Origin of the sequence: Ensifer sp. ENS10 (assembly GCF_014852025.1) — a bacterium.
Classification (GTDB): domain Bacteria; phylum Pseudomonadota; class Alphaproteobacteria; order Rhizobiales; family Rhizobiaceae; genus Ensifer.
Window position 1 is genome coordinate 183,997 of sequence record NZ_JACVAS010000012.1, and the last position, 26,178, is coordinate 210,174.

The following is a 26,178-nucleotide window of genomic DNA, read 5'->3' on the forward strand; positions in this document are numbered from 1 at the left end:
ATGCTGGCGCTCGCTATTTCCGGCCTCACGATGCGGTTTCCCGGCCTCGACGCGCCGGTGCTCGCCATCGACCGGCTCCACCTTCCGGCCGGTGGTCGGCTTGCAGTCACCGGCGCTTCGGGCTCCGGCAAAAGCACGCTGGTCAACGTCATCACGGGGCTTGAAATCGCAACCAGCGGTTCCGTTTCCTGGGGTGGGACGGACATCGCCCGCCTTTCGGCCGGACGCCGCGATGCCTTCCGCGCAGCGCATATCGGCCTCGTCATGCAGGATTTTCATCTTTTCCCCGGCCTTTCGGCCTTCGAGAATGTCGTGCTGCCGGTCCGGCTCTCCCGCCGCCTGACGCCGGTCGAGCGCGAGCGGGCGCTGCATCTTCTCGAAACCACCGGCATCGCTCGCCCGAACCAACCCATCGAGACCCTGTCGCGCGGCGAAATGCAGCGCATCGCGGTGGCACGGGCACTGTTGTCAAAACCTGGCGTGATCGTCGCTGACGAGCCGACCGCCAGCCTCGACCGACGCACAGGCAACGAGGTGGCCGAGCTGATCGTCCGGCTCGCCCGCGAGCAGGGCGCCACACTCGTCGTCGTCACCCACGATCCGGCCCTGGTGGATAGGCTTGACCGTCGGATCGGCCTCGACGGCGGCCGCATCGTCGAAGACAGCGCGGAGGCGCGCGCTGCGTGATCCGTTTCATCCTCGCCGATCTTCGCCGGTTCAAGGGTGGTGCGCTTGCCGTCATCGTGCTGATAGCGCTCTCCGTCGCGCTCAGCGTCACCGTTACCTTGCAGGAGCGCGCCGTCAGGCTCGGCAGCGCCCGGGCGGCGGAAAATTTCGATCTGCTGGTCGGCGCCGCCGGCAGCGAAACCCAGCTTACCCTCTCGGCCGTCTTCCTCCAGCCCTCGCCGCTGCCGCTGATGTCCGGCAGCGTGCTGGCCAAACTCTCCGAGGACCCGCGCGTCGATTTCGCCGCCCCGGTTGGCTTCGGCGATTCCGCCGATGGTTATCCGGTGGTCGGCACAACCGTCCAACTCGTATCGGCTCTCTCGCCAACGCTCGCTGAGGGTGCGATCTTCGCTCGCCTCGGCGATGCGGTGATCGGCTCGGACGTGCCGAAGCGGTTGGGCGCACAGATCAAGCCGATGCATGGTGCAGCCGACGAAGGCGGTCATGCCCACACCGAGCTCGTCTACGAGGTCACCGGCCGCATGGCCCCGACCGGCACCGCCTGGGACCGGGCGATCCTCGTGCCGATCCGCGCTGTCTGGCAACTGCACGGTATGGCTGGGGACGGCGGACACGCCCATGACCACGTGACCGAAGGTACCGCGGCGACCGATCATCATCATGCCAGCGAAGCATCCGAACGCTCGGCCGCAGACGAGCGCGACCGCGAAACGCATGTCGAGGGCGATGCGGCGCTCGACGAGCATTTCGATACCGATACGCCCCGCATTCCCGCCGTTCTCGTCAAGCCGAAGACGGTCGCCGATGCCTATCGCCTGCGCCAGGAGTATCGCGGTGAGACCACGCTCGCCGTCTTCCCCGCCGAAGTGCTGACCCGTCTCTACGCCACGCTCGGTGATGTGCGCAGCCTGCTGCTGGCGATCGCCATCGGCACGCAAGTCATCGTCATCGCCGCCATCCTTCTGGTCACGATCATGCATGTCGGCGCCCGCCAGCGGCAGATCGGCGCTCTCAGGGCCTTCGGCGCTCCAGGACGCGCGGTCGTCGCCATCGTCTGGGGTGAACTCTTCCTGCTCTTCCTCGCCGGTTTCGGTCTCGGCATTCTCATCGGCTATGGCGCGGCGCAATTGATCTCGGCCTCCGTCACCGCCACGACGGCCATCCGAATGCCGGTGGAGTTCGCCCGCGAGGATGTTTCGCTGGCCGCCTGGTTCGGGGTTCTGGCTGTGCTGGTATCGATCGTGCCGGCGCTCTCGGCCCTGCGTCTCAGCCCGGCAACGGCGCTGAGGGCCTGACGTCTCGTAATCATTGCCGCGTTCGAACTACCAGTGCTGCCGTTTGCCACCCTGAGCAGCGATGCGGCGCAGGGGTATTTCGCCGACGGCCTCGCGGAAGACCTCATCACCGATTTTCCAAAGTTCAAGGCCTCCTGGTGATCGCCCGTCATTCGAGTTTTGCCTATCGCGCGCTGGATTTGCGCGATCGCCAACGTCCGCTATCTGGGGCTTTCCGCCGCAAGCCCAGAAACTGCGAAGTTGAAACCGTTGACTACGACAAGTCCGCACATTGGATGACTCGCGTTTTCCTCGCCTTGAGCGTTAACTGTGTTGTTCTGGCGGAGGAGACAAATCATGGCCATTTATCTCACGCGCTTCAGCTACACGCCCGAAACGTGGGCGCGAATGATCGAAAACCCCGAGGATCGCCGAGAGGCGGCGCGCACTTACATTGAATCCGTTGGCGGAAAGCTCCATGGGTTCTGGTACGCCTTTGGCGAGCATGATGGTTGGAATCTGTGGGAGGCGCCTGATAATATATCGATGGCGGCAGTCGCCCTTTCTATTGGCGCAGGAGGCGCGCTCAGTTCTATTGAGACCACTGTTCTGCTCAGCGTCGACGATACGATCGAAGCCTTGGAAAAGGCAAAGTCAATTCGGTATCGTCCACCGGCAGCGTAGGCGGCGACCCACTGCTTGCCATCATGTTGAGATGCGTGCTTCGTGCGTATCTCCGTCGCCGGCGCAAGCTGTCTTTGAATAACGCTGGAGGCAAGAAGAGTCGAGAATGGGTCGACAGTGGCCGCTGATCGCAAATTATCCGATGTTCATGCACGAAGTTGACTCGTAGACGAGCGATGACCCCGTTATGTGCTTCTAGCATCGCATAATGTATCGACCGGAACTGGTCACCAATTGCCTGTCTGCGCCGGTCAGCCGATCGGGCGATAAAACCAAGCCAACAACAGGCTATAGCGGCCGGTAGATTTACTCGGCCCGTGGCTCGCGTTGGCAGAGATAATTTGCAGGGTTACCAGCCACTTGCCTTGCCAATCACGATGACCGCCCGGTGGCGAGGAAAGTAGTTGCAAGCGGGGTCGCCTCAGATGCATCCGCGGGAGCGACGTCCAGGCCATGCGCCGCTCGGTTCATGGCGGTGGCGTCACTAAATGGGGTTGGATCATTCGGAACACCGAACGCGCAAGCTATTCTCCATTCGGAAATCCGAACATTGCCCAATGGCTCGGCAAACCGCAACGTTTGACTTCAATGACTTAGCGGCACGGCTCGGGCCCGCTCGAATTGGCACGCCTGTTGCTCTCTTCAGGTGACACTCGCTCGGCAGCGGGTGGATGGAGAGGAGTAAAACGCCCGATGACTGTTGCCTTGAGCCGTACAGAGCATGATCTGCTCGGGGACCGTGAGGTCCCCACGGACGCCTATTACGGCGTTCACACGCTGCGCGCCGTCGAAAACTTTGCGGTGACCGGCATTCCGATTTCACACTATCCGGATCTGATCCGCGCGCTCGCGCAGATCAAGATGGCGGCGGCGCGGGCGAACATGGAGCTGGGACAGCTCGATGCCGAGAGGGCCGAGGCGATTGTTGCCGCCTGCCACGAAATCGAGGCCGGCGCGCTCAACGATCAGTTCGTGGTGGACGTGATCCAGGGAGGAGCCGGTACGTCCACCAACATGAATGCCAACGAGGTCATCGCCAATCGGGCGCTTGAGCTCCTGGGCCACGCCCGCGGCGACTACCGGCGCCTGCACCCGAACGAACATGTCAACCTCGGCCAGTCAACCAATGACGTCTATCCGACGGCGCTGAAGCTTGCGACCTACAGCGGGATCTTCCGCCTGATCGATGCAATGGCCTATCTCCGCGCAGCCTTCGAACGCAAGGCAGACGAATTCCACGACATCCTCAAGATGGGGCGGACCCAACTGCAGGATGCAGTGCCGATGACGTTGGGGCAGGAGTTCTCCACCTACGCGGTGATGCTTGGCGAGGACGAGCAGCGGCTGCGCGAAGCCGCACTACTGATCCGCGAGATCAATCTCGGCGCGACTGCCATCGGCACGGGCATCACCGCCCATCCCGATTATGCGGCTCTGGTTTGCCAGTTGCTCGCGGAGGATAGCGGCGTGCCCGTGATCACTGCGCCCAATCTCATCGAAGCCACACAGGATTGCGGTAGCTTCGTCCAGCTGTCGGGCGTCTTGAAGCGCGTGGCGGTCAAGCTTTCCAAAGTCTGCAACGATCTTCGCCTGCTTTCCAGCGGACCGCGGGCGGGCTTCGGGGAGATCAACCTGCCGCCGCGCCAGGCTGGCTCCTCAATCATGCCCGGCAAGGTCAATCCGGTGATCCCTGAACTCGTCAACCAGATCGCCTACGAGGTGATCGGCAACGACCTGACGGTGACCTTTGCGGCCGAGGCGGGCCAATTGCAGCTCAACGCCTTCGAGCCGATCATCGCCCACAGCCTGTTCAAGAGCATCGGCCACCTCAGCCGGGGATGCCTGATCCTCGCCGACAAGTGCGTCGACGGCATCACCGCGAACCGCGAGCGCCTGGAGGCGAGCGTGCTGGGTTCGATCGGCATCGTCACCGCGCTCAACCCCATCATCGGCTACGCCAATGCGACCGAAGTCGCGGCGGAGGCGCACCGAACCGGAAAGGGTGTCGCCGAACTCGTGGAGGCGCGCGGGCTGATGACCGCCGAAGCGCTCGCCGAAGTCCTGCGCCCCGAGGCGCTGACCCAGCCGCGCCCGATCACGGCGCGCAGCTGAACCACCCATCTGTTGACTGAAAAACCGCCCGGATGGACCGGGCGGGGGAGGAAGGAGATTATCATGAAGATAAACAAGCAGACGACCTGGATCGTCATCGCAATGATCCTGGGGGTTGTCGTCGGCTACGGCTGCAACGTGCTCTCGGGCAGCCCGGCCGTGGCGAAGGATATCGCCGGCTATTTCGCGATGGTGACCGACATTTTCCTGCGGCTGATCAAGATGATCATAGCGCCGCTTATTTTCACGACCCTCGTCGCCGGCATGGCTGGCATGGGCGATGCCCGGACCGTCGGCCGTATCGGCGGCAAGGCGCTCGGCTGGTTCCTGATGGCGTCGCTCGCATCGCTGGCAATCGGCCTCGTCTTCGCCAATCTTTTCCAGCCCGGCGCCAATGTTGGCGTGCCGTTGCCCGATGTCTCGGCCTCTGCTGACCTGAAGACCTCCTCGCTCAATCTCAAGGACTTCATCACCCACGTCTTCCCCCGCAACATCTTCGAGGCGATGGCGAATAACGAGATCCTCCAGATTCTCGTCTTCTCGGTATTCTTCGGTCTCGCCCTCGGCAGCTTGAAGGACACGAAGGCTCGAGCCCTGATCGAGGTCATCGAAGGCGCCGTCCCGGTCATGCTGAAGGTGACGGATTATGTGATGCGTTTCGCACCGGTCGGCGTCTTTGCTGCCGTCGCCAACGTCGTCACCGTCCAGGGTCTCGGCATCCTGATGGTCTACGGCAAGTTCGTCGGCAGCTTCTACGCAACGCTCGTCGTGCTTTGGGCCGTGCTAGTCGGCGCCGGATTCCTGGTGCTCGGCGCGAACGTGTTCCGACTGGTCAGGGAAGTGCGCCAGCCGATGCTTGTCGGTTTTTCCACCGCTTCCAGCGAAGCGGCCTACCCGCGCGTCATGGAGAAGCTGGAAGACTTCGGCGTGAAGGAGCGTGTCATCGGCTTCGTCCTGCCGCTCGGCTATTCGTTCAACCTCGACGGCTCGATGATCTATACAGCCTTTGCCGCTCTTTTCATCTCGCAGGCCTACGGCCTGCCGCTCACAATGGAACAGCAGATCGTCATGCTGCTGGTCCTCATGGTTTCGAGCAAGGGCATCGCCGGTGTGCCGCGCTCCGCGCTGGTCGTTGTCGCCGCCGTTCTGCCGATGTTCAACCTGCCGGAGGCGGGCGTGCTGTTGATTATGGGTATCGACCATTTCCTCGACATGGGGCGCACCGCCACCAACGTGCTCGGAAATGCGATTGCCACCACAGTTGTCGCCAAGTGGGAAAACGCGCTCGACATTCCTGACGAAACGGAAGAGCGCACACGCGGAAGACTGGCCGCAGCCGAATAGCAGGACGCCCAAGGACAGTCTGCCCGCTTTCCCTTGAGAAGGCGGGCAGTTTCCCGCACGCTCGCTCGGTCTCATCGGATGTGGTAGGGAGCCGGATCAACAACAACACCGTTGCGGCGTGTGCATCCGCTTCCATTCGTTCCCATGTCGATCGCCTCTTTCATTCACAAATACGGTTTGCTGCTGCCCGGCCTCGTCGCTATTGCGCTTGCCGCCGGCATTGCCGGCTTTCGCGTCAGCGAGAACCTGGGGCTCGCTGAGTTGCAAAGAACGGGAACCCAACGCCTCGAAGTCTACGCCACCAGCCTGAACAGGCAGATCGACAAATACGCCTACTTCCCGGCGACGCTTGGACTGGAGCGGGACGTAATCGACCTGGTCGCGCGCGGAAAACCGCTCACCGACACCGTCAACCGCTACCTCGAACAGCTCAACCACCGGGCGGGCACGCTGTCTATCTATCTGCTCGACCGGCAAGGACATGTGGTTGCTACCAGCAACTGGAACCGACCTGACAGCTTTATCGGAGAGGACCTGTCCTACCGCTCCTACTTCACAGATGGCATGCGGGGCCGGCCCGGCCGGCTCTTCGGCATCGGTATCACCCGCGGCGAGCCGGGCTACTATCTCTCTTCGCCGTTGCTCGCGAATGGCGAGGTTGTAGGCGTTGCCGTGGTCAAGGTCAGTCTTGAACAATTGGAGCAGTCCTGGGCGACCGTCGAAGTGCCCGTCATCGTCACTGATCAGAACGGTGTCGTCATCCTCGCGTCAGTGTCATCCTGGAAATTCACGACGCTGCGCCCGTTGCCGGATCAAGAAAGGCGGCGGCTGGAGCGCAGCCTGCAATATAACGCCCGCCCGCTTCCCTCGCTCGGCCTGACGCGTGAGGAGGCTTTCGATGAAAATGCTGTCCTCGTGCGGCTTGCTCTGCCGTCGGACGTCGACGGCGGCTCCAAGTTGTCCGGCAATTTTCTGGCGCAGACTGCTCCCATGGGCGACACTGGCTGGTCGCTGACCGTGCTCTCGCCCGCCGGCGAGGTCAGGGCTATCGCCTGGACACGCGCCGCGCTGGCGGCGATCGCCAGTGCCTTCGTCGGCATCTTGCTGGTGCTGCTCGACCAGCGGCGGCGGCATCTGCGCGACCGGCTGCGGGCGCGAGAGGCGTTGCAGCGCGCCCATGACGAACTCGAACGCAAGGTGGAGGAGCGGACACGGACGCTACGCGCGGCGCAGGACGAGCTCGTCCATGCTGCCAAGCTGGCAACGATCGGTCAGATTTCCGCAGGCCTTGCCCATGAATTAAATCAGCCTCTGGCAGCGCTACGCACGCTTTCCGGCAATGCGGTCAAATTCCTCCGTCGCGGCGACATCGCGACCGCCGAAAGCAATCTGGACCGCATCGGCAGCATCGTCGATGGCATGGGCACGCTCACCAACCAGCTCAAGTCCTTCGCCCGCAAATCCTCCGGCATGCCGGGCCCGGTCGATGTCCGACGCGCCGTCGACAACGCGCTGTTCCTGCTCGACCAGCGCCTGCGCCGCGCAAACGTGACCATAACCACCGAGATTGGGGCGGAAATGACGGCGCTCTGCGACGCCAACCGCCTGGAGCAGGTCATGGTCAACCTGATTGCCAATGCGCTGGATGCGATCGAGGGCATTGCGGCGCCCATGTTGCGCATTCGCGGCCGGCGCGAGGCGACGCGCGTGATCGTGGAGGTCCATGACAATGGGCCGGGTCTGCCGGAAGACGTGCGCGAGCACCTCTTTGAGCCATTCTTCACGACCAAGGAAAGCAACAGGGGATTGGGGCTCGGCTTGGCCATTTCATTGGAAATCGTGCACCATTTCAGTGGAACGCTGTCGGGGGCGAACCATCCCGAGGGCGGCGCGGTTTTCACCGTCGCTCTTCCCGCAGCCGATATCGGAGAAACGCCATGGGCGACCACCTCAAGGTCCTGATCGTCGAGGACGAACCGAACGTCCGGCTCGGCTGTCAGCAGACGCTCGAGCTCGAAGGCATGGCGGTCTTGGCGGTCGAAAGTGCCGAAAAGGCACGGCAGCTCGTTGCTGCGGATTTTCCGGGTGTCGTCGTCACCGACATCCGCCTGCCGGGCGATGACGGCATGGCTCTCATGCATGACCTCCTACGGCAGGATCGCGACCTGCCGGTGGTCCTGATGACTGGCCATGGCGATGTTTCTCTGGCGGTCCAGGCGATGAAGGACGGAGCGCACGACTTCATCGAGAAGCCGTTCTCGCCCGACTATTTCGTTGAGATTGTGCGGCGGGCGCTGGAAAAACGCACGCTGAGGCTGGAGGTGCGCGAATTGCGCGCGCGACTTGAGAACAGGCAATCGACCGCCAGCCGCATCATCGGAGATTCTGCTGCCATCGAGCGCGTACGCCATCTCATCGGCGAGCTTGGAAATAGCGCAGCCGACGTGCTGATTCAGGGCGAGACCGGGACCGGAAAGGAGCTCGTCGCGCGCTGCCTGCATGATGCGAGCCCAAGGCGTAGCGGCAATTTCGTCGCCATCAATTGCGGCGGCGTGCCTGAGAACCTGTTCGACAGCGAAATCTTCGGCCATGAGCCTGGAGCCTTCACCGGCGCCGCCAAGCGCCGGATCGGCAAGATCGAGCACGCCAATGGCGGCACGCTGTTTCTCGACGAGATAGAAAGCATGCCGATGGCCATGCAGGTCAAGCTGCTCCGGGTGCTGCAGGAACGCACGCTCGAGCGTCTCGGGTCAAACACCCCGATCCTCGTCGACTGCCGTGTCATCGCTGCGACCAAAGTCGATCTGGCAGTACTTGCCGAAAAAGGCGAATTCCGCGCTGATCTCTATTATCGCCTGAACGTCGCGACACTGCCCTTGCCGCCCTTGCGCGAAAGGCGCGAGGACATCGGTCTCCTGTTCGAGCATTTTGCTCTGCAGGCTGCATCACGCCACGAGCGCCCCGTGCTCGCGCCTGACGCCGAACGCACGCGATGTCTGCTCGCTTACAACTGGCCCGGCAACGTGCGCGAGTTGCGCAATGTCGCCGAGCGCTGCGTGCTGGGGATCGCAGCCGGCTTCCCGCCCTTTGGTGGGGCGACAGGCACCGCCCCTCGGCCGCTGGCGCGAACCGTCGAAGCCTTCGAGCGTGCCCTTATCGCCGAAGCCCTCGGCCGCAACGGCAACAGCCTAGCCCGCGTCAGCGAGGAATTGCTAGTGCCGAAGGCGACCCTGCATGACAAGATCCGTAAGTATGGCTTGTCGTGATGCTGGTCCATCCGCGTTGGGTTGCGGTGTGGTTATATCCTTAAGATCGAATGTTGCTCAATCGCTTTCGCCGGGGACGAGAGCCATGGGCCAGAGAAATCGCTCAGACCTCGCCGGGTAGTAATCTGCAAAGGCTGGCATCGTTGCAAGCAGGGACTCGGCAAGCGCAATCCCGAGGTCGCGCAGCGACAGACTGAAGGATGTCAGACGGGGCGACAGGAATTGCGAATGCGGGCTTTGGCGTCCGATGATCGCCATGTCTCGCCCGGGCTTTATCCCGGCTTCGACAAGCCCCCGATAAAGGCCGACAGTGATTGCTTCGTTGATGAGCACGATTGCCGTTGGCCGGTCCTCAAGCGCGCTCAGTTCGCGGGCGATCTGGTATCCTCCCGCCTCGTTCGGGGTTGAACGAAAAACGTGACGCTCGTCGAGGTGAAGCCCGTGTCGGGCGAGGGTCGCCCGGCACTGATCCGCGAAAACGTAGCCGAGATTCATGTCGTCGTGCGGTCGTGTAACGGCGATGTGCTTGTGGCCGCGGGAGACGAGCCGATCGATGGACGCCTCGGCCATGCCCTCGAAATCGAGATCAAGCCAGGGCTGACCGACATCCGTCAAGCTTCGTCCAAGCGTGATGAACGGGATCTTGCGTTTGGCCAACAGTTCGAAACGAGCGTCGTGGCGCCGGGTCGCCGAAAGAATGATGCCGTCGGCAAACCCACGCGCAACCACGCGTTTCAAATAGTCGTTGGGATCCTCCTCGGAGGAGCAGAGCAGGGCGACAAGATCGAGCTTGTGACGGGCAAAGACGGTCTGAACACCGTCGAAGACGCTCATGAAGAAGGTGTCACCCTGACCGGTAATTTCGGAGCCGGTCTGCATCATGAAGCCGATGACGCCGGTCGCGCCCTTCCTGAGCGCACGGCCTGATTGATTGGCGACATAACCAAGGGATTCTGCTGCTTCAAGAACCCTTTTTCTGGTTTCCTCGTTGACGTCGGGCTTGCCGTTCAGCGCGCGCGATACCGTGCCGATAGAAATATCGAGGTGTTCGGCAAGTTCGCGAATCCCCTTCATTTTTCCGCGTTCCTCCCCAGACCCGCGATTGGTCATTTTCTCACCTCTTGACATAAAAACCCGTTGCCGCATAGTATCGTAAACGTTTACGGAAGCCAATTGAGGAGTTGCCGCTTCCGTTTCTTGGAGGAAATCACGTGAGACACAGGGCCGTTTTGTGTGGGTGCGGAGCTATGGCCAAAGGGTGGCTAAGAGCTCTGACGCAGAGCAAAGTTCTTCGAGAGAAGGTAGAGATTGTCGGCCTTGTCGATCTTAATCAGGCGACCGCAGACGCGCTCGCCGCAGAATTCCACCTTGGCCACATCCTGATCGGTACGGACCTGACGGAGGTTCTTCGCGGAAGCCGGGCGGACCTGCTCTTCGACATCGTCGTTCCTGCGGCGCGGCGCGCGGTGGTCGCTGCCGGTCTTGCGCATGGTTGCCACGTTTTGAGCGAGAAGCCGATGGCCGCCACGCTCGATGAGGCGCGCGAATTGCGCCGGCTTGCGACCGCGGCCTCGCGCGTTCACGCCATCGTGCAGAACCGCCGCTTCATCGGTGGTGTCCGTCGCATCCGTCGCCTCATCCAGTCCGGCGCCTTGGGCGAGCTGACGGCGTTGCATTGCGACTTCTTCCTCGGTCCGCATTTCGGGGGATTTCGCGAGCAGATGGACAATGTCCTGCTTCTGGACATGGCCATTCACACCTTCGACGCAGCGCGCTTCATGTCCGGCAAGGAACCGCTCGCGGTCTATTGCCACGAATACAATCCTGAGGGTTCCTGGTATCGCCATGGCGCCGCCGCCAATGCGATCTTCGAGTTTTCCGACAACGTTGCCTTCACCTATCGCGGTTCCTGGTGTGCTGAAGGCGCGAACACGAGCTGGGAAAGCGCGTGGCGCATAACAGGTTCGAAGGGCACGTTGCTTTGGGATGGCGGCGAGCGCTTTGAGGCCAATGTCGTCACAGGCAGCGAAGGTTTCCTGCGTGCCGTAGAGGCGATCGCAGTGCCTGAGGCCGAAGACAGTGCCGACACCAACGGCCACACGAGCGTCATCGAGCGTTTCATCCGCGCGATCGATGCGGGAACAGTGCCGGAAACCGACGGCAGCGACAACATCAAGAGCCTTGCCATGGTCTTCGGCGCGATCGACAGCGCGCGCGAGGGCAAACGCGTTACCATTGCAGCCTAGGGAGCCCATTTTGACCAACCCCAGCAAATCCATTCGCATCGGCACGATGATCCCGGCCACCAAGGGCGGCGCCGACAGGCGCATCGGCCAGATCGCCGACATGGGCTTTGAGAGTTTCGAGCCCTTCTTCTGGCAGACGACCAACGGCCAGGATCTTGCCGAACTTGGCAAACGTTGCGTGGCGGCAATCGGCGACCGCGACATCACCATGTCTACCCTTGGCATGTTCGGCAATCCGCTGGAGACGACAGAGATTGACGAACAGACCCTCCAGGGCTGGCGAGACTGCATCGACAACGCCCACCACTTCGGCGCCACCTGCGTCGCCGGTTTCACCGGCCGTCTTCGCGGCAAGCCGCTGACCGACAGTCTGCCGCGCTACCGGAAAATCTGGTCAGAGCTATCAAAGCGCGCAGCCGACAGGGGCGTGAAGATCGCCTTTGAAAACTGCGCCATGGACGGCAACTGGCAGAGCGGTGACTGGAACATCGCGCACAATCCGGACGCCTGGGAGCTGATCTTCAATGAGACGCCGGACGATCATATCGGGCTCGAATGGGAACCATGCCATCAGATGGTCTATCTGATCGATCCGCTGCCGCAGATCCGCAAATGGGCAAAGAAGATCTTTCACGTGCATGGCAAGGACGCCACGATCCGTTGGGACGTCATCCGCGAACACGGGATCTTCGGCAAGGAGAAATTCGTCTTCATGCGCACGCCCGGCTTCGGCGACACCAATTGGACCGACGTGATTTCCGAACTTCGGCTGGCCGGCTGGTCCGGCTCGATCGATATCGAAGGCTGGCATGACCCGGTCTATCGCGACGAACTGGAGATGACCGGCCAGGTCCATGGCCTGAATTACCTTAAGACCTGCCGGGGTGGCGACTTCGTCATCGACCCGGCCTGAGACGTGCATGTCGGCCGGCATGGAGGATGCCGGCATCGGGATAACCAAAGGAGGAGAAAATGGCTATCCGCGGATCCGCAATCCTGGGCGCTCTCGCCCTTGCAGGTGTCTCTCTGTTTGGACTTTCAGCCAAGGCGGAAGATGTCACGATCAACGTCTGGTCGCTCGATCGCGACATCCAGCCCGCACCGAACCTGATATCGGACTTCAACAAGCTGAACACGGGCATCAAGGTCGAATATCGCCAGATCCAGTTCGACGATGTCGTCAGTGAGGCGATGCGTGCCTATTCGACCGGGCAGGCACCCGATATCATCGCCATCGACAATCCGGAACATGCGCTCTTTTCGTCACGCGGCGCCTTCCTCGATCTAACCGACATGATCGCAAAGTCGACCGTGGTGAAGACCTCGAACTATTTTCCGGGACCTCTTGCCTCCACCATGTGGGACGGCAAGAACTATGGCCTTCCCAAAGCGACGAACACGATTGCGCTCTACTACAACAAGGACATGTTCAAGGCGAAGGGGCTCGATCCGAGCAAGCCGCCGCAGACCTGGGATGAACTGGTCGATGCGGCTCGCAAGCTGACGGATCCTTCGGCGAACGTCTACGGGCTCGCCTTCTCGGCCAAGGCCAATGAAGAGGGGACATTCCAGTTCCTGCCCTGGGTCCAGATGGCCGGCGGCAGCTACGAGCACATCAACTCGGAAGGTGCCGTCAAGGCGCTCGACATCTGGAAAACCATCATAACCGAGAAACTGGCCTCGCCGGATACGTTGACCCGCGGACAGTGGGATTCGACCGGCACCTTTAACTCCGGCAATGCCGCCATGGCGATCTCCGGTCCGTGGGAGCTCGACCGAATGGTGAGCGAAGCGAAGTTCGACTGGGGTGTGGCGCTGCTGCCGGTGCCCGAGGCCAGTGCGGAGCGTTCGTCGGCCATGGGCGATTTCAACTGGGCGATCTTCTCCAACACGCAGCACCCCGCCGAGGCGTTCAAGGTGCTCGAATACTTCGCCTCCCAGGACGTCCGCATGTTCAAGGACTTCGGACAGCTGCCCGCCCGATCCGATATTGCCATCCCTGAGACTGGTGTGCCGCAGAAGGACGCGGCCCTCAAGGTCTTCATCGAGCAGCTCAAATTCGCAAAGCCCCGTGGACCCCATCCGGAATGGCCGAAGATCTCCAAGGCCATCCAGGACGCAATCCAGGCGGCCTTGACCGGGCAGATGACGTCGAAAGATGCCCTCGACCAGGCGGCTGAAAAGATAAAGGCAGTCCTTGGCTAAAGCCTCTGGCAAGGCGGCCTGCAGGCTTCCGGACGGACCGGAACAGCCGGCCGCCTTTCACAAGCGCTTAATCCGCTTGAGGCGCTCGGGCGGAAAAACCGCAAAACCATGCCGGCGAGGCCGGCGTGCTTCTGGTCGTTCTAGTTTGCAGGCCGGGTTGTGCGAGCGGTATATGCTGGCGCCTTGGCGGCGGAGGAGCTCATGAAACGCTTTCTATCCAGCATGATCGATGGTCGCGGCTTCGATATCGGCCTTGTCGGCCTGCCGCTCGCGTTCCTGCTCACGCTCTCCGGTCTTCCGCTACTCTACAATATCGCCATGAGCCTCCAGGAGGTCGACATGTTCAGCCTCGGGAGCTTCTGGCGCCCTTTCGTCGGCCTCAAGAACTACCGTGATCTGTTCGCTCAGCCGGAAACGTGGCCGATCCTGGTCAATACCGCGACCTTCGTCGTCGCCTCGATCGCGGGTCAGTTTCTTGTAGGTTTTGGCCTGGCATTGTTCTTCTGGACGAATTTTCCGGGCGCCTCGTGGCTGCGGGGTCTGTTCCTAGTGTCCTGGGTGATGCCCGGTCTTGTGGTCGGTGCGATCTGGAACTGGATCCTCTCGGGCGACTTTGGCGTGCTCAACTTTATCCTGCGTGAAACCGGCCTCATCGACGGCAATATCTTCTGGCGCTCGGACCCCGGCTTTTCGCTCTGGGCCGTCATCATCGCAAATATCTGGCTCGGCACATCTTTCAACATGATCCTTCTGTCCGTTGGCCTGTCGTCGATCCCACGGGATCTTTATGAGGCATCCGAACTGGACGGCGCCAATGTCTGGCAGCGCTTCTGGACGATCACCTTGCCGATGATGCGCTCATCCATCGGGGCCATCATCGCGCTCGGTCTGATCTTCACGCTGCAGCAATTCGATCTTTTCGCCGCCATCACCTCGGGAGGACCGAACAATGCTTCGAACGTCACACAATACTGGGCCTGGGATTTGTCGTTCCGACAGTACGATTTCGCCAAGGGCGCGACGATTTCGGTGATCATGATCGTCTTCGTGATGATCGCCTCAGTCGTCTACGTGCGCTCCACACGGCACGAGGTGCGCGGATGAGCCATCAAACCCGCGACCGTCTGCTGCTCGCAATCGCGATCATCCTCGCCGGCATTTATCTGTTTCCCCTCTACTGGATGTACATAACCACGATCAAATCGGGATCGGAGATGTTTGCCACTCCGCCGACCTTCTGGCCGACCGATCCCCAATGGCAGATCTTCGGCAACGTCTGGCAAGGCCGCAACATGGGCCGGTACATCTGGAATTCTCTGGTCATCGCTTGCGGAGCGGTCAGTGTCATCACCGTACTCGGTGTCGGCTGCGCCTATGTGCTGGCGCGCTATCGTAACATTTGGGTCGATATCGGGCTCTTCCTCATTCTCATGTTGCAGGTGCTTCCGGCCTCACTGATGGTCACGCCGATCTTCGTGGGTTTCTCTCAGATCGGGCTGCTCAATTATCCCCGCCTTGCGGTGATCCTTGCGATCGCGGCGAAAAGCATGCCGTTCTTCGTGGTTCTGGTGCGCGCGACCTTCATGAGCGTGCCGCAGGAATTGGAGGAAGCCGCCCTCGTTGACGGCAACTCGAGGGTTGGCGCCTTCTTCAACATCGTCCTGCCGCTGGCACGAAACGGCATCCTTGTCAGCGCCATCCTGATCTTCATGCAGGCGTTCGGAGAGTTCGTCTATTCGAAGTCGATGATCCAGGCGGTGGAGCTGCAGCCGGCAAGTGTCGGACTGAATTCCTTCATGGGACCGAACACCAACGAATGGAACAATATCATGGCCTATGCGGCGATCTACGTGACGCCAATCCTCGCCATCTTCGTCCTCCTGCAACGCCGCATCGTCTCTGGCCTTACCTCGGGAGCGCTCAAATGACCGCCCAGATCGAACTGACCAACGTCAACAAGTATTATGGTGCCTATCATGCATTGAAGGACATCGAGCTCTCGATCCGCAAAGGCAGCTTCACGGCGCTTGTCGGCCCTTCCGGTTGCGGGAAGTCGACACTGCTGCGGTCGCTGGCCGGCCTGGAGAGCATATCGTCCGGCACCCTGAAAATCGCCGGCGAGGTCATGAACGCGATGCCGCCGCGCAAGCGTGACGTGGCGATGGTTTTCCAATCCTATGCGCTCTATCCGCACATGACGGTCGAGGAGAACCTCACCTACAGCCTGCGGATCAAGGGCGTTGCCAAGGCTGACCGCAAGAAGGCGGCCAATGAAGTCGCTGCAGTGACCGGGCTTACGAACCTGCTCGGACGCTATCCGCGTGAGCTTTCCGGCGGTCAGCGCCAGCGGGTGGCGATGAGCCGGGCGATCATCCGCCATCCCAAGGCGTTTCTGTTCGACGAACCGCTTTCCAATCTTGATGCAGCGCTTCGCGTTCATATGCGCAAGGAAATCCGCGCGTTGCACGACCGTTTGGGTGCCACTTCGGTCTATGTCACCCACGACCAGGTCGAGGCAATGACGATGGCGGACCATGTCGTCATCATGCGCGATGGCGTCATCGAACAACAGGGCAGCCCGCTTGAGCTCTATGACCGGCCGGACAACAAGTTTGTGGCCGGGTTCATCGGATCTCCGGCCATGAATTTTCTGCCAGCAGTCGGCGGTCCGGATGGCCGGTCGATCATTCTCGATCTCGGTATGAAGCAAACGGTCTCTCTCGAACGCGCCGTGCAGCCGGGGCGGGCCTTGGTCGTTGGCTTGCGCCCGGAGAACATCGAGCTTGCCCCGGCGGATGAGGGCGTTGTCTCGGTACAGGTGGCGCTGGTCGAATCGACCGGGGCGACATGCTTCTTGACCATGGCAACGACGCCTGAGCTTTCGGTAGTCTTCAACGGGCGATCGCAGGCGCAAGCCGGCGATCGGGTCGGACTGAACTTTGCACCCGCCAGCATTCATCTTTTCGACGCAGATACCGAACGGCGTTTGCCGGGCTGAGGGCAGATACTGACCGCCCTATAGCGCGTGGGTTGCTTCGATATGCGTCCGGCTGGCCCTTGCCAGTGGCTCAGGGACGCACCAGCGCATTCCCGTCCGCTTCTTTGAGATAGCTAACAACGGCGTCGGCGATCATGGTCCGATGCCTGCCGATCGTATGTGGCTCTGAGAGGTCACGGCGAAAGATCGTGCCGAACGTATAGCGGTTGGAGACCCGGAAGAAGCAGAAGGCACTGATCAGCATGTGCACGTCGATCGGGTCGGCCTTTCGCTTGAATACGCCTTCAGCGATACCGCGCTCCAGAATGCCGGCAATCGTCTCGATGACCGAGACATTCAGATCGCGGATCGCTTCCGAACGCAGCATATGTGCGGCGTGGTGGATGTTTTCGATGCTGACCAATCGCACGAAATCGGGATTGGCCTCGTCGTGGTCGAACGTACTGGAGATGAGGGTGCGCAGCGCCTCTTCCGGCGCAAGGCTTGCAAGCTTCAAATCCTCCTCAAGTGTGCGGATCTTGCGATAGGCGCGCTCCAGCACGGAGAGGTAAAGTCCCTCCTTGCCTCCGAAATAATAGTAGATCATGCGTTTGGAGGTGCGGGTCCGCTCCGCGATGGCATCGACCCGCGCGCCAGCCAGACCATGCGTCGAGAACTCCTCCGTGGCGACGACAAGGATGTCTTCCTTGGTCCGTTCCGGATCGTTCTTCCGACTTGCCTCAGCCCGCCCCACCATTCTTTCGTCGTCACTCCTCCGGCGTTAACCGAAATTTTCTCAATAAAACCAATTCGAAACGGGCGGGCCACAGGGACTCGTCATCTCGCCTCCGTTGAAAGTCATATTGAGGTTGCAGGGGTCTTTCAAGAGACTCCTCTTGACATACGTACTAGTTCGTACATTTTGTTATGAGCGATTACGCCTGGAGGAGGGCGTGGTCGCCCCGTGCCCCTGATGCGCATCCCGAAGCCGATACAACGCTCGGGCGCAAAGACGGCACTCTGCTTTGGGAGGAGCGCATGACCCGCATCATCGATTTCTATTTCTTCGCGCTGAAGGTGGCGATTGCCGTGCTGCTCGCCGGCATGGTTGTCCTCGTCTTCGGCAATGTCGTTCTGCGTTATGCCTTCAATCAGGGGATTACGGTTTCCGAAGAGCTGTCACGCATCTTCTTCGTCTGGCTGACATTCCTTGGCGCCGTCGTCGCCATGCGCGAACACGGTCATCTCGGCGTTGATACGGTCATCAAACGTCTGCCACCCGTCGCGGCAAAGATTGCTGTGCTCCTGGGCCATGCGCTGATGCTTTATGCGACCTGGCTGATGATCAGCGGCAGTTGGGCGCAGACGCTGATCAATCTCCACGTCGGTGCACCGGCGACCGGGCTTTCGATGGGCTTCTTCTACGGCGCCGGTCTCGCCTTCGGCATTCCTGCCTTCCTGATCCTACTTGCCGACGCGTTGGCGATCGCCACCGGCCGCATCGACGTGACAACGGCCGAACTCGTGCGCGAGAGCGAGGACGAGTTGGCCCTCGACGATCTTCCCGAGCCGGTGCTCGATCCCGTTTCCGCGAAACGCTGAGGAGCTGGCCATGACCGTTACGATCTTCCTCGGTGCACTCCTTGGACCCATGGCGCTCGGTGTGCCGATCGCCTTTGCACTCATCCTCAGCGGTGTGGCGCTGATGCTTTACCTCGGTCTTTTCGACGCACAAATCGTGGCGCAGAACGTCTTGAATGGTGCTGACAGTTTTCCGCTGATGGCCGTGCCCTTCTTCCTGCTCGCAGGCGAAGTCATGAACACAGGCGGGCTTTCCAGGCGCATCGTCGCGCTGGCGCTGGCGATGGTCGGCCATATTCGTGGTGGTCTCGGCTTTGTGGCGATCTTCGCCGCCTGTATTCTTTCAAGCCTCTCTGGCTCGGCCGTCGCGGACGCGGCTGCCCTCGGAGCGCTACTCCTGCCGATGATGCTGAAGAGCGGTCATGACGCAGCGCGCGCTGGCGGGCTGCTCGCCTCCGCCTCGGTGATCGGACCGATCATACCGCCGTCGATCGGCTTCATCCTCTATGGCGTCGTTGGTGGCGTCTCGATCACCAAGCTTTTTCTCGCCGGCATCTTCCCGGGGCTGATGATCGCTGCGGCCCTTTGCATCACCTGGCTGATCGTTGCCCGCAAGGAGCAGTTCGAGTTGCCGCCAAGGCAGAGCGGCACCGTGCGGCTCAAGGCGCTCGTCGACAGCATCTGGGCGCTGATGCTGCCGGTGATCATCATCGTCGGCCTGAAGTTCGGGGTCTTTACACCAACCGAGGCCGGCGTTGTTGCTGCCGTCTACTCGCTTTTCGTCGCCATGGTCGTCTATCGCGAACTGCCGCCAGCACAGCTCTTTCACGTCTTCGTTTCGGCGGCAAAAATCACCTCCGTCGTCATGTTCCTGGTCGCTTGTGCCGCGGTCTCCGCCTGGCTGATCACGGTGGCCGACGTCCCCGGTGCGCTTGCCTCGCTGATCGAGCCGCTGATGGACAACCAGACGCTTCTCTTGATTGCAATCATGGTCCTGATCGTGCTCGTCGGCACTGCGATGGACATGACGCCGACCATCCTCGTGATGACGCCGGTGCTGATGCCCATCATCAAGCAGGCGGGAATCGATCCGGTCTACTTCGGTGTCCTGTTCATCATCAACAACTCGATCGGTCTGATCACGCCGCCCGTCGGCACGGTTCTGAACGTCATCTGTGGCGTCTCGAAACTGTCGATGGAAGACCTTATGAAGGGCGTGCTGCCCTTCCTGGTCGCCGAGTTGATCGTCCTGTTCCTGCTTGTCCTGTTCCCCGCGCTGGTGACCGTTCCGGTTACCTGGTTCGGGCACTGACCGAAACTTCAAGCTTCAACACGGCCGGCGGAACTACCGGCCAAATCTGGGAGGAGAACATGTTGAAATTGACGAAACTGGCCTTGGGCCTTGCTCTGCCGCTCGCTTTGCTGACGGCAGGACCGACGCTTGCCGAGATCCGCGATCAGACGATCAAGTTCGCTTCGGCCAACAACAAGGGTCACCCGCAGGTGACCGGCATGGAGAAGTTTGCCGAACTCGTGAAGGACAAGAGCGGCGGCAAGATCGAGGTAAAGCTCTTCCCGGGCGGCACGCTCGGCGGCGACGTCCAGACTGTCTCGGCCCTGCAGGGCGGCGTCATCGAGATGACGGTGCTGAACGCCGGCATCCTCGCCAACAACGTCAAGCAGTTCGGCGCCGTCGACCTTCCCTTCCTCTTCGACAGTGGTGCGGAGGCGGACAAGGTCATGGACGGTGCTTTCGGCGACAGTCTCCTCAAGCTTCTGCCCGATACCGGCCTTATCGGTCTCGGCTATTGGGAACTCGGCTTTCGCAATCTCACCAACAATCGCCATCCGGTGACGAAGCTCGAGGACATCAAGGGTCTGAAGATCCGCACGATCCAGTCGCCCATCCCGATCGAACTCTTCAACACGCTCGGCGCCAATGCCGTGCCGCTGCCCTACACGGAACTCTATACCGCGCTCGAGACAGGGACGGTCGACGGGCAGGAGAACCCGGCCGCAAACATCATGAACGCCAAGTTCTACGAAGTGCAGAAGTACATGACGCTGACCCGTCACCAATACAATCCGCAGATCGTGCTCGTCAGTAAGAAGTTCTGGGATGGGCTGAATGACGAGGAAAAGGCCGTCCTTGAGGCGGCCGCGACCGAAGCGCGCGACTACCAGCGCAAGGTGTCACGCGACGCGGACGCCGCAGCTCTCGAGGAAATTCGCAAGACCGGCATGGAAGTCAGCGAATTCAGTCCGGAGGAAACGCAGAAGCTGCGTGATGCCGTCAAGCCGGTGATCGAGAAGTTCAGTGCCGAGATTGGCGCTGAGACGGTTCAGGCGCTGTTCAAGGAGATTGGTGCCGCACGGGGCCAGTAACAGGGTGCGAAGTCTTCGGCCCGCCCGCAAGTCACGGCGGGCCGGAAGCTGGCTGCCCGTACTTGCGGGCTTTGAGGATGGAAACGCAAATCATGACCGAAACGCTTGTAAGACCCTTGAAGGCCGGTCTGATCGGCGCAGGCATTCAAGCGTCGCTGACCCCAGCGATGCACATGGCCGAAGGCGCGGCTCAAGGGCTCCGCTATGTGTACGAACTGATCGATCTTCGCGAAATCGACGCGACGGAAAACGACCTGCCGCGTCTGCTTGCCGATGCTGAACGGCAGGGATTTGCGGGCCTCAATATCACCCATCCATGCAAGCAGGCGGTCATTGCGCATCTTGACGATCTCGCACCTGACGCGCAGCGGCTTGGCGCCGTCAATACTGTCGTGCTCAAGGGAGGGCGGCGACATGGCCACAATACCGACTGGTGGGGTTTTGCCGAAGGTTTCAGGCGGGGGCTGCCGGATGCCGACCTTTCCTTCGCCGTGCAGCTTGGAGCAGGCGGCGCCGGCGTTGCAACGGCCTATGCCGCACTTTCGCTCGGCCTGAAACGTCTAGCGGTTTTCGACCGCGAGCCGGAGCGGGCACAGTCGCTTGCCGAGATGCTGACCGCCCTGTTCCCCGAGGCGGATATCTCAGCCGGCACGGACCTTGCGGCTGCAATGCGGTCGGCGTCGGGGTTGATTCACGCCACGCCGACAGGGATGGCGAACTATCCGGGGCTGCCGCTCGACGGTGACCTTCTCGATCCGCGCCACTGGGTCGCCGAGATCGTCTACTTCCCGCTCGAAACGGCGCTGCTCAAGGAGGCGAGACGGCGCGGCTGCCGCACGCTCGATGGGGGAGGAATGGCCGTCTTCCAGGCGGTCGGCGCTTTTCGACTGTTTACCGGGCTCGAGCCGGACGCAGCGCGGATGCTCAACCATTTCAAGGCCATGACCGGCTGACACTGACGCCGGAAGTTCCAGCAAGGACAGAAACATGAAGACCTCGATAGCAACGGTTTCGCTGAGCGGCGATCTCAAGGACAAGCTGCGCGCCATCGCCAAGGCGGGCTTTGCCGGTGTCGAAATATTCGAGAACGACTTCCTTGCCTTCGACGAAAGCCCGCGCGAGGTCGGCCGAATGGTGCGCGACTTTGGCCTGGAGATCAGTCTGTTCCAGCCGTTCCGTGATTTCGAGGGTATGCCGGAGCCACTCAGAGCCCGGACTTTCGACAGGGCCGAGCGCAAGTTCGACCTGATGCAGGAGTTGGGCACCGACTTGGTGCTCGTCTGCTCGAACGTGTCGCCGGCGGCAGTGGCTGGCATCGACAGGGCAGCCGCCGACTTTTGCGAACTCGGCGAGCGGGCGGCGAAGCGGAACTTGCGCGTCGGTTACGAGGCGCTCGCCTGGGGGCGCCATATCAGCGACCATCGCGATGCCTGGGAGATCGTCCGGCGCGCCGATCACCCGAGCATAGGCCTGATCCTCGACAGCTTTCATACCCTGTCGCGCAAGATCGAGATCAATTCGATCCGCTCGATCCCGAAGGAGAAAATCTTCATCGTCCAGCTTGCGGATGCTCCGCTGATCGACATGGATCTGCTCTATTGGAGCCGGCACTTTCGCAATATGCCGGGCGAGGGCGACCTGCCGGTGACCGACTTTACCCGCGCGGTGGCGGCGACCGGCTATGATGGATATCTGTCGCTTGAAATCTTCAACGACCAGTTTCGCGGCGGTAACGCCAATGCCATCGCGGTCGACGGCTACCGCTCGCTGATCTATCTCGGGGACCAGGTGAAGCGCGCCGAGCCGGACGTCCGCCTGTCGGTTCCTGAGATGCCCCCGCGCGTCGACGTCAAGGGAGTGGCCTTCGTGGAGTTCAGCGCCTCGGAGGACGAGGCGGGCGAGCTCGAAGCGCTGCTCGTCACCATCGGCTTCAGGAAAGCGGCGCAGCACCGGACCAAGCAGGTGGTGGTCTACCGCCAAGGCTCCATCAATCTGGTGATCAACACCGAGCGGGAAGGCTTCGCCAACGCTTCCTATCTGGTTCACGGCACGTCCGCCTATGCGTTCGGCCTCGTGGTCGACGATGCCAAAGCGACTGCTGAGCGAGCCCGGGCGCTTGGCGCTGAACCCTTCGAACAGCCAGTCGGCCCAGGAGAATTGCTGGTTCCGGCGATCCACGGTGTTGGCGGCGGGATCATCTACTTCCTCGACGAGCGATCCGACCTCGCCAGGATCTGGGAGATTGAGTTCGATCCGGTGCCGGACAAGGGAGCGGCGATACCAGCTGGCCTGACGACCATCGATCACATTGCCCAGACCGTCAAATATGAGGAGATGCTGACCTGGCTGCTGTTCTACACATCGCTGCTCGATGTGCGAAAGACGCCGATGATCGACATCGTCGATCCGGCCGGCATTGTTCGCAGCCAGGTCGTTGAGAATGATGCCGGGACGCTGCGCCTGACGTTGAACGGCGCGGAGAACCGCAACACGCTTGCGGGCCACTTCATCGCCGAGACCTTCGGCTCCGGTGTGCAGCATATTGCCTTTGCCACCTGCGACATCTTCGCAACGGCTGAGGCGCTGCGTGCAAACGGCTTCAAGGCGCTGCCGATCTCGCCGAACTACTACGATGACGTCGAGGCGCGCTTCGGGCTCGACGCGGAACTTGTCGAGCGGCTGAGGGCCGAGAACATCCTTTATGACCGGGACGAGAACGGTGAATATTTCCAGCTCTACAGTCCGACCTACGGCGAAGGGTTCTTCTTTGAAATCATCGAGCGGCGCGGGTATCGCGGATACGGAGCCGCCAATGCAATCTTTCGCATTGCGGCGCTGAAAAAATACCTGAGGCCAGAGGGTGTGCCTAAAAACTGATCTTCCAACGTCAGCTTTGCGTCGGTAACTGGCACGGCTCAGGCAAGTGCTCATTCCGATCGTTGAGGCGTCCTAGACGACCCAGCGTCACGCACGCACTTGCTATTGATGCTCTTTCCTTCGCGACCGAGGGGTCCGGCGTCGATGGAATGGGCGCCGAACGCTCTCTCGGCGCCCACATAATCAAGCTGGGGGCTAGGTTGTCAGAAGTAGCGAACCTCTTCGGCCTTTATGCTGAGCGGGTCTTTGCCGTGTTTGGACAGCCAGGAGTAGACGGGCGGCGATCGACTCCACGTGGATGTCGAGATCATGCATGGGCCGTCAGTATAGGCGAAGGCCGCAAGGGCTGCGTCCAATTCCCTTCCGTTTTTTCGCCGTTCATGCCTTCACAGGCAATTTCCGGATGTTTCCGATAGATACGGAAGTTCCATAATTAGTCGTACGCCTCAGCGGCCGTCAGATGTTCGATCCGAGGGGAACTTTACTTATGTCGACCGGTTTTGCAGTGGAAAGCGCGAGCAACGAGTTTATGACTGAGAAAATTGTTCCTCCGCCCAAGAAGGGCGATCCCAAACCACGGCCCGTCCGCCGTCCCGAGCCCCAGGACTCGACGCCGAAGTCCGAAGAACGGATACATCCGCCTCGGGACACTAGAGAGGCGCCGGCGCCAAACCCGAATGGCGAGGATGCCACTCAACCGTGACGGCGCGCCGTCGTGCGCCGAAGGCTAGCTGATCTGCCGCCCTTCGCCCGGCGCAGCCCCGACACGCCAAAAGGGGTTCGAGGGCGGGGAAGAACATAGGGCTCGACAGAACCGGCGTCGTGGGTGAGCCATAAAGCTGCCGTTCAATGGTCAGCAAATTGCCCCGGTACCGCCGCACCGAGCCCTTCCCAGCGTTTCATCGTCACTGACGCGTTCGGTATCCAGCCGACGTGAGTGACGATCGAAAGGCCCTATCGCTGCCGATTACGTCATGAACATCATAGAGGAATGAATATGATCACTCGTTACACGCCAATTTCATCGCTGACGGCTGCAATCTTCAGTTTCATGATCTTCAGTCCAGCATCTGCCTTTGAAATTGCTCAGGCGCAAGAGACGCAGCCGACGCAGGGACAGGCCGACAACAAGGGTACGGACGCCGCCATCAGCGAACAAAAGATCGAAGCCTTTGCTGTTGCCTATCTTCAGGTCGACAAGGTCAGGCAGGAATATTCCGCAAAGATAGAAGCAACATCGGACGAGGCGGCGAAGAAGAAGCTGGAGACCGAAGGCAGCAAGAAAATGGTCGAAGCCGTCAAAGCATCGCCGGCCATTTCGGTCGAAGAATATTCGGCAATTCTTACAGCGGCACAGAGCGATCCGGCAGTCGCCAAGAAGGTTCAGGCAGAACTTCAAAAGACCGCTCCGGCACAGCAGTAGGTGGCCTCGGCAGCAATCGGATTGCCGGACACTTGCGTGCGGCCCGCGAACTCATTTTGCGGGCTTCCGCTCCCGAGTGCTAAATACGCAAGGAGGCTTGCTGGCAGGCCCCGTGGAACTGTCGGCTACTAGCGGCCACTTGCCAAATTTTGGCGGCCACTTCCAGCGACCTTTCGAATGCCTGCACCGGCAGAAACGCGAAACGCGTGTGGAAGTTGTAGGCGCCGGTGAAGACGTTGGGCGTCGGAATGCCGCGGGCCGAGAGCACCGCGCCATCGGTGCCGCCGCACATCGGGATCAGCTTCTTGTCGATCCCGAGTTCGATGCGCCGCGATCACCACGCCATCCTCGAAGAGGGGATGTGTTTCCACGTCACCCCCTGCCACAAGTTCACGAGGAACCCAGTTCTCTTGCTTCCGCTGCATCGCCCGCGCGACAGGAAGGGTGCTTCAACGATCGCATAATGTATCGTCCGGAACGGTCGCTCGGGCAGGCGGATCGCGCATGGCCAGCCCTCCATGCTTTCCACTACGATTTCAGCGACGATCTCCTGACCGTCGGCGCGCGGTTCTGAGCTTGATCGCCATCGCCTCGGAGCCGATAAGAGCGGGAAGCCATAGGGAGAATCGTTGCCATGAGAGCACTTATCCAGCGCGTTTCATCTGCGCGTGTCACCGTCGACGAAACGGTGACGGGGGAAATCGGCAATGGTCTGTTGGTCTTCGTTTGTGCGATGAAGGGTGACTCTGAAAAGGAAAGCGAATGGCTGGCGCGCAAGATTGTCAACCTGCGCATCTTCAGGGACGATGCGGATCGCATGAACCGTTCGCTTGTCGATGTCGGCGGCTCAGCTCTCATCGTCAGCCAGTTCACATTGGCCGCCGAGACGAAAGGAAACCGGCCGGGCTTTTCTACGGCAGCGCCGCCGGAGGAGGGCAAACGCCTATATGAGACTTTCTCTGCCAATTTCTCGGCCCTTGGCGTTGCCGTTGCGAATGGCGTCTTCGGTGCGGACATGCGGGTGGAATTGGCCAACGACGGTCCAGTTACGATCTGGCTGGACACGACGTCCGGCTAACCGCTTCAGGGTCGCATATTAAGCGGAACGAGCTTGAGG

22 protein-coding genes and 1 pseudogene are annotated in these 26,178 nt (G+C 61.1%); 20 read left to right on the forward strand and 3 right to left on the reverse strand.

Going from position 1 to position 26,178, the window contains the following annotated elements; all coding sequences use genetic code 11:
* The 7 genes from IB265_RS31105 to IB265_RS31140 all read left to right on the forward strand — a co-directional run bounded on the left by IB265_RS31105 (position 1) and on the right by IB265_RS31140 (position 9,367).
* Positions 1-687, forward strand: coding sequence for an ABC transporter ATP-binding protein (locus IB265_RS31105; protein WP_192495685.1), 687 nt, complete (start codon positions 1-3; stop codon positions 685-687).
* Positions 684-1,982: an ABC transporter permease gene (locus IB265_RS31110; protein ID WP_192495686.1), complete on the forward strand. Its 1,299-nt coding sequence runs from the start codon at positions 684-686 to the stop codon at positions 1,980-1,982. The genes IB265_RS31105 and IB265_RS31110 overlap by 4 nt, the downstream gene beginning before the upstream one ends.
* A gap of 336 nt (positions 1,983-2,318) precedes the next feature.
* Positions 2,319-2,645, forward strand: a complete 327-nt coding sequence (locus IB265_RS31120; protein WP_057255159.1) for a GYD domain-containing protein — start codon at positions 2,319-2,321, stop codon at positions 2,643-2,645.
* 693 nt (positions 2,646-3,338) lie between these two features.
* Positions 3,339-4,757, forward strand: a complete 1,419-nt coding sequence (gene aspA, locus IB265_RS31125) for an aspartate ammonia-lyase (RefSeq protein ID WP_113133397.1) — start codon at positions 3,339-3,341, stop codon at positions 4,755-4,757.
* Between the two features lie 63 nt (positions 4,758-4,820).
* A complete protein-coding gene (locus IB265_RS31130) occupies positions 4,821-6,101 on the forward strand; it encodes a dicarboxylate/amino acid:cation symporter (RefSeq protein WP_113133398.1) in 1,281 nt (426 codons plus the stop codon).
* A 144-nt stretch (positions 6,102-6,245) separates the two neighbouring features.
* Positions 6,246-8,063, forward strand: a complete 1,818-nt coding sequence (locus IB265_RS31135; RefSeq protein WP_192495687.1) for an ATP-binding protein — start codon at positions 6,246-6,248, stop codon at positions 8,061-8,063.
* The gene (locus IB265_RS31140) at positions 8,039-9,367 is read left to right on the forward strand and encodes a sigma-54 dependent transcriptional regulator (protein ID WP_192495688.1); all 1,329 of its coding nucleotides are present in this window, start codon (positions 8,039-8,041) and stop codon (positions 9,365-9,367) included. The genes IB265_RS31135 and IB265_RS31140 overlap by 25 nt, the downstream gene beginning before the upstream one ends.
* 57 nt (positions 9,368-9,424) lie before the next feature.
* Here the strand turns inward: IB265_RS31140 and IB265_RS31145 are convergent, their stop codons facing one another.
* Entirely contained in the window at positions 9,425-10,441 is a 1,017-nt protein-coding gene (locus IB265_RS31145; RefSeq protein ID WP_057255164.1) for a LacI family DNA-binding transcriptional regulator, read from the reverse strand.
* A 137-nt stretch (positions 10,442-10,578) separates the two neighbouring features.
* Between IB265_RS31145 and IB265_RS31150 the strand changes: the two genes are divergently transcribed.
* The 6 genes from IB265_RS31150 (at position 10,579) to IB265_RS31175 (ending at position 16,816) form a co-directional block, all read left to right on the forward strand.
* The gene (locus tag IB265_RS31150; protein WP_082616221.1) at positions 10,579-11,613 is read left to right on the forward strand and encodes a Gfo/Idh/MocA family protein; all 1,035 of its coding nucleotides are present in this window, start codon (positions 10,579-10,581) and stop codon (positions 11,611-11,613) included.
* Between the two features lie 10 nt (positions 11,614-11,623).
* Positions 11,624-12,526 carry a sugar phosphate isomerase/epimerase gene (locus tag IB265_RS31155; RefSeq protein WP_192495689.1) on the forward strand — a complete coding sequence of 301 codons (903 nt, stop codon included), beginning with the start codon at positions 11,624-11,626 and terminating at the stop codon, positions 12,524-12,526.
* Positions 12,527-12,585: 59 nt separating this feature from the next.
* The gene (locus IB265_RS31160) at positions 12,586-13,818 is read left to right on the forward strand and encodes a sugar ABC transporter substrate-binding protein (protein ID WP_192495690.1); all 1,233 of its coding nucleotides are present in this window, start codon (positions 12,586-12,588) and stop codon (positions 13,816-13,818) included.
* A 201-nt stretch (positions 13,819-14,019) separates the two neighbouring features.
* Positions 14,020-14,922 (forward strand): carbohydrate ABC transporter permease, encoded by a 903-nt coding sequence (locus IB265_RS31165; protein WP_057255168.1) that lies wholly within the window; start codon positions 14,020-14,022, stop codon positions 14,920-14,922.
* Positions 14,919-15,746: a carbohydrate ABC transporter permease gene (locus IB265_RS31170; RefSeq protein WP_057255169.1), complete on the forward strand. Its 828-nt coding sequence runs from the start codon at positions 14,919-14,921 to the stop codon at positions 15,744-15,746. Before IB265_RS31165 ends, IB265_RS31170 begins: the two co-directional genes overlap by 4 nt.
* Complete coding sequence (locus IB265_RS31175) at positions 15,743-16,816, forward strand: ABC transporter ATP-binding protein (protein ID WP_192495691.1); 1,074 nt, start codon at positions 15,743-15,745, stop codon at positions 16,814-16,816. The genes IB265_RS31170 and IB265_RS31175 overlap by 4 nt, the downstream gene beginning before the upstream one ends.
* Before the next feature lie 70 nt (positions 16,817-16,886).
* Here the strand turns inward: IB265_RS31175 and IB265_RS31180 are convergent, their stop codons facing one another.
* Positions 16,887-17,552, reverse strand: a complete 666-nt coding sequence (locus IB265_RS31180; RefSeq protein WP_192495692.1) for a TetR/AcrR family transcriptional regulator — start codon at positions 17,550-17,552, stop codon at positions 16,887-16,889.
* Positions 17,553-17,833: 281 nt separating this feature from the next.
* Here IB265_RS31180 and IB265_RS31185 point away from each other — a divergent pair, with 281 nt between their 5' ends.
* The 6 genes from IB265_RS31185 (at position 17,834) to IB265_RS31210 (ending at position 25,061) form a co-directional block, all read left to right on the forward strand.
* Entirely contained in the window at positions 17,834-18,397 is a 564-nt protein-coding gene (locus tag IB265_RS31185) for a TRAP transporter small permease (protein WP_057255172.1), read from the forward strand.
* Positions 18,398-18,407: 10 nt separating this feature from the next.
* Positions 18,408-19,688, forward strand: coding sequence for a TRAP transporter large permease (locus IB265_RS31190; RefSeq protein WP_057255173.1), 1,281 nt, complete (start codon positions 18,408-18,410; stop codon positions 19,686-19,688).
* Positions 19,689-19,747: 59 nt separating this feature from the next.
* Entirely contained in the window at positions 19,748-20,761 is a 1,014-nt protein-coding gene (locus IB265_RS31195; RefSeq protein WP_113133404.1) for a TRAP transporter substrate-binding protein, read from the forward strand.
* A 92-nt stretch (positions 20,762-20,853) separates the two neighbouring features.
* The gene (locus IB265_RS31200) at positions 20,854-21,714 is read left to right on the forward strand and encodes a shikimate dehydrogenase (RefSeq protein ID WP_057255532.1); all 861 of its coding nucleotides are present in this window, start codon (positions 20,854-20,856) and stop codon (positions 21,712-21,714) included.
* Between the two features lie 34 nt (positions 21,715-21,748).
* Positions 21,749-23,638: a bifunctional sugar phosphate isomerase/epimerase/4-hydroxyphenylpyruvate dioxygenase family protein gene (locus IB265_RS31205; protein WP_057255175.1), complete on the forward strand. Its 1,890-nt coding sequence runs from the start codon at positions 21,749-21,751 to the stop codon at positions 23,636-23,638.
* 997 nt (positions 23,639-24,635) lie between these two features.
* On the forward strand, positions 24,636-25,061 hold the full coding sequence (locus IB265_RS31210) for a DUF4168 domain-containing protein (RefSeq protein WP_082616269.1): 426 nt from the start codon (positions 24,636-24,638) through the stop codon (positions 25,059-25,061).
* A 79-nt stretch (positions 25,062-25,140) separates the two neighbouring features.
* Here IB265_RS31210 and IB265_RS31215 read toward each other — a convergent pair.
* Positions 25,141-25,383: pseudogene (locus IB265_RS31215) on the reverse strand (hypothetical protein); the annotation flags it as partial.
* A 312-nt stretch (positions 25,384-25,695) separates the two neighbouring features.
* Between IB265_RS31215 and dtd the strand changes: the two are divergent.
* Positions 25,696-26,139 carry a D-aminoacyl-tRNA deacylase gene (dtd, locus tag IB265_RS31220; protein WP_057255177.1) on the forward strand — a complete coding sequence of 148 codons (444 nt, stop codon included), beginning with the start codon at positions 25,696-25,698 and terminating at the stop codon, positions 26,137-26,139.
* The last annotated feature ends 39 nt before the right edge of the window (positions 26,140-26,178 follow it).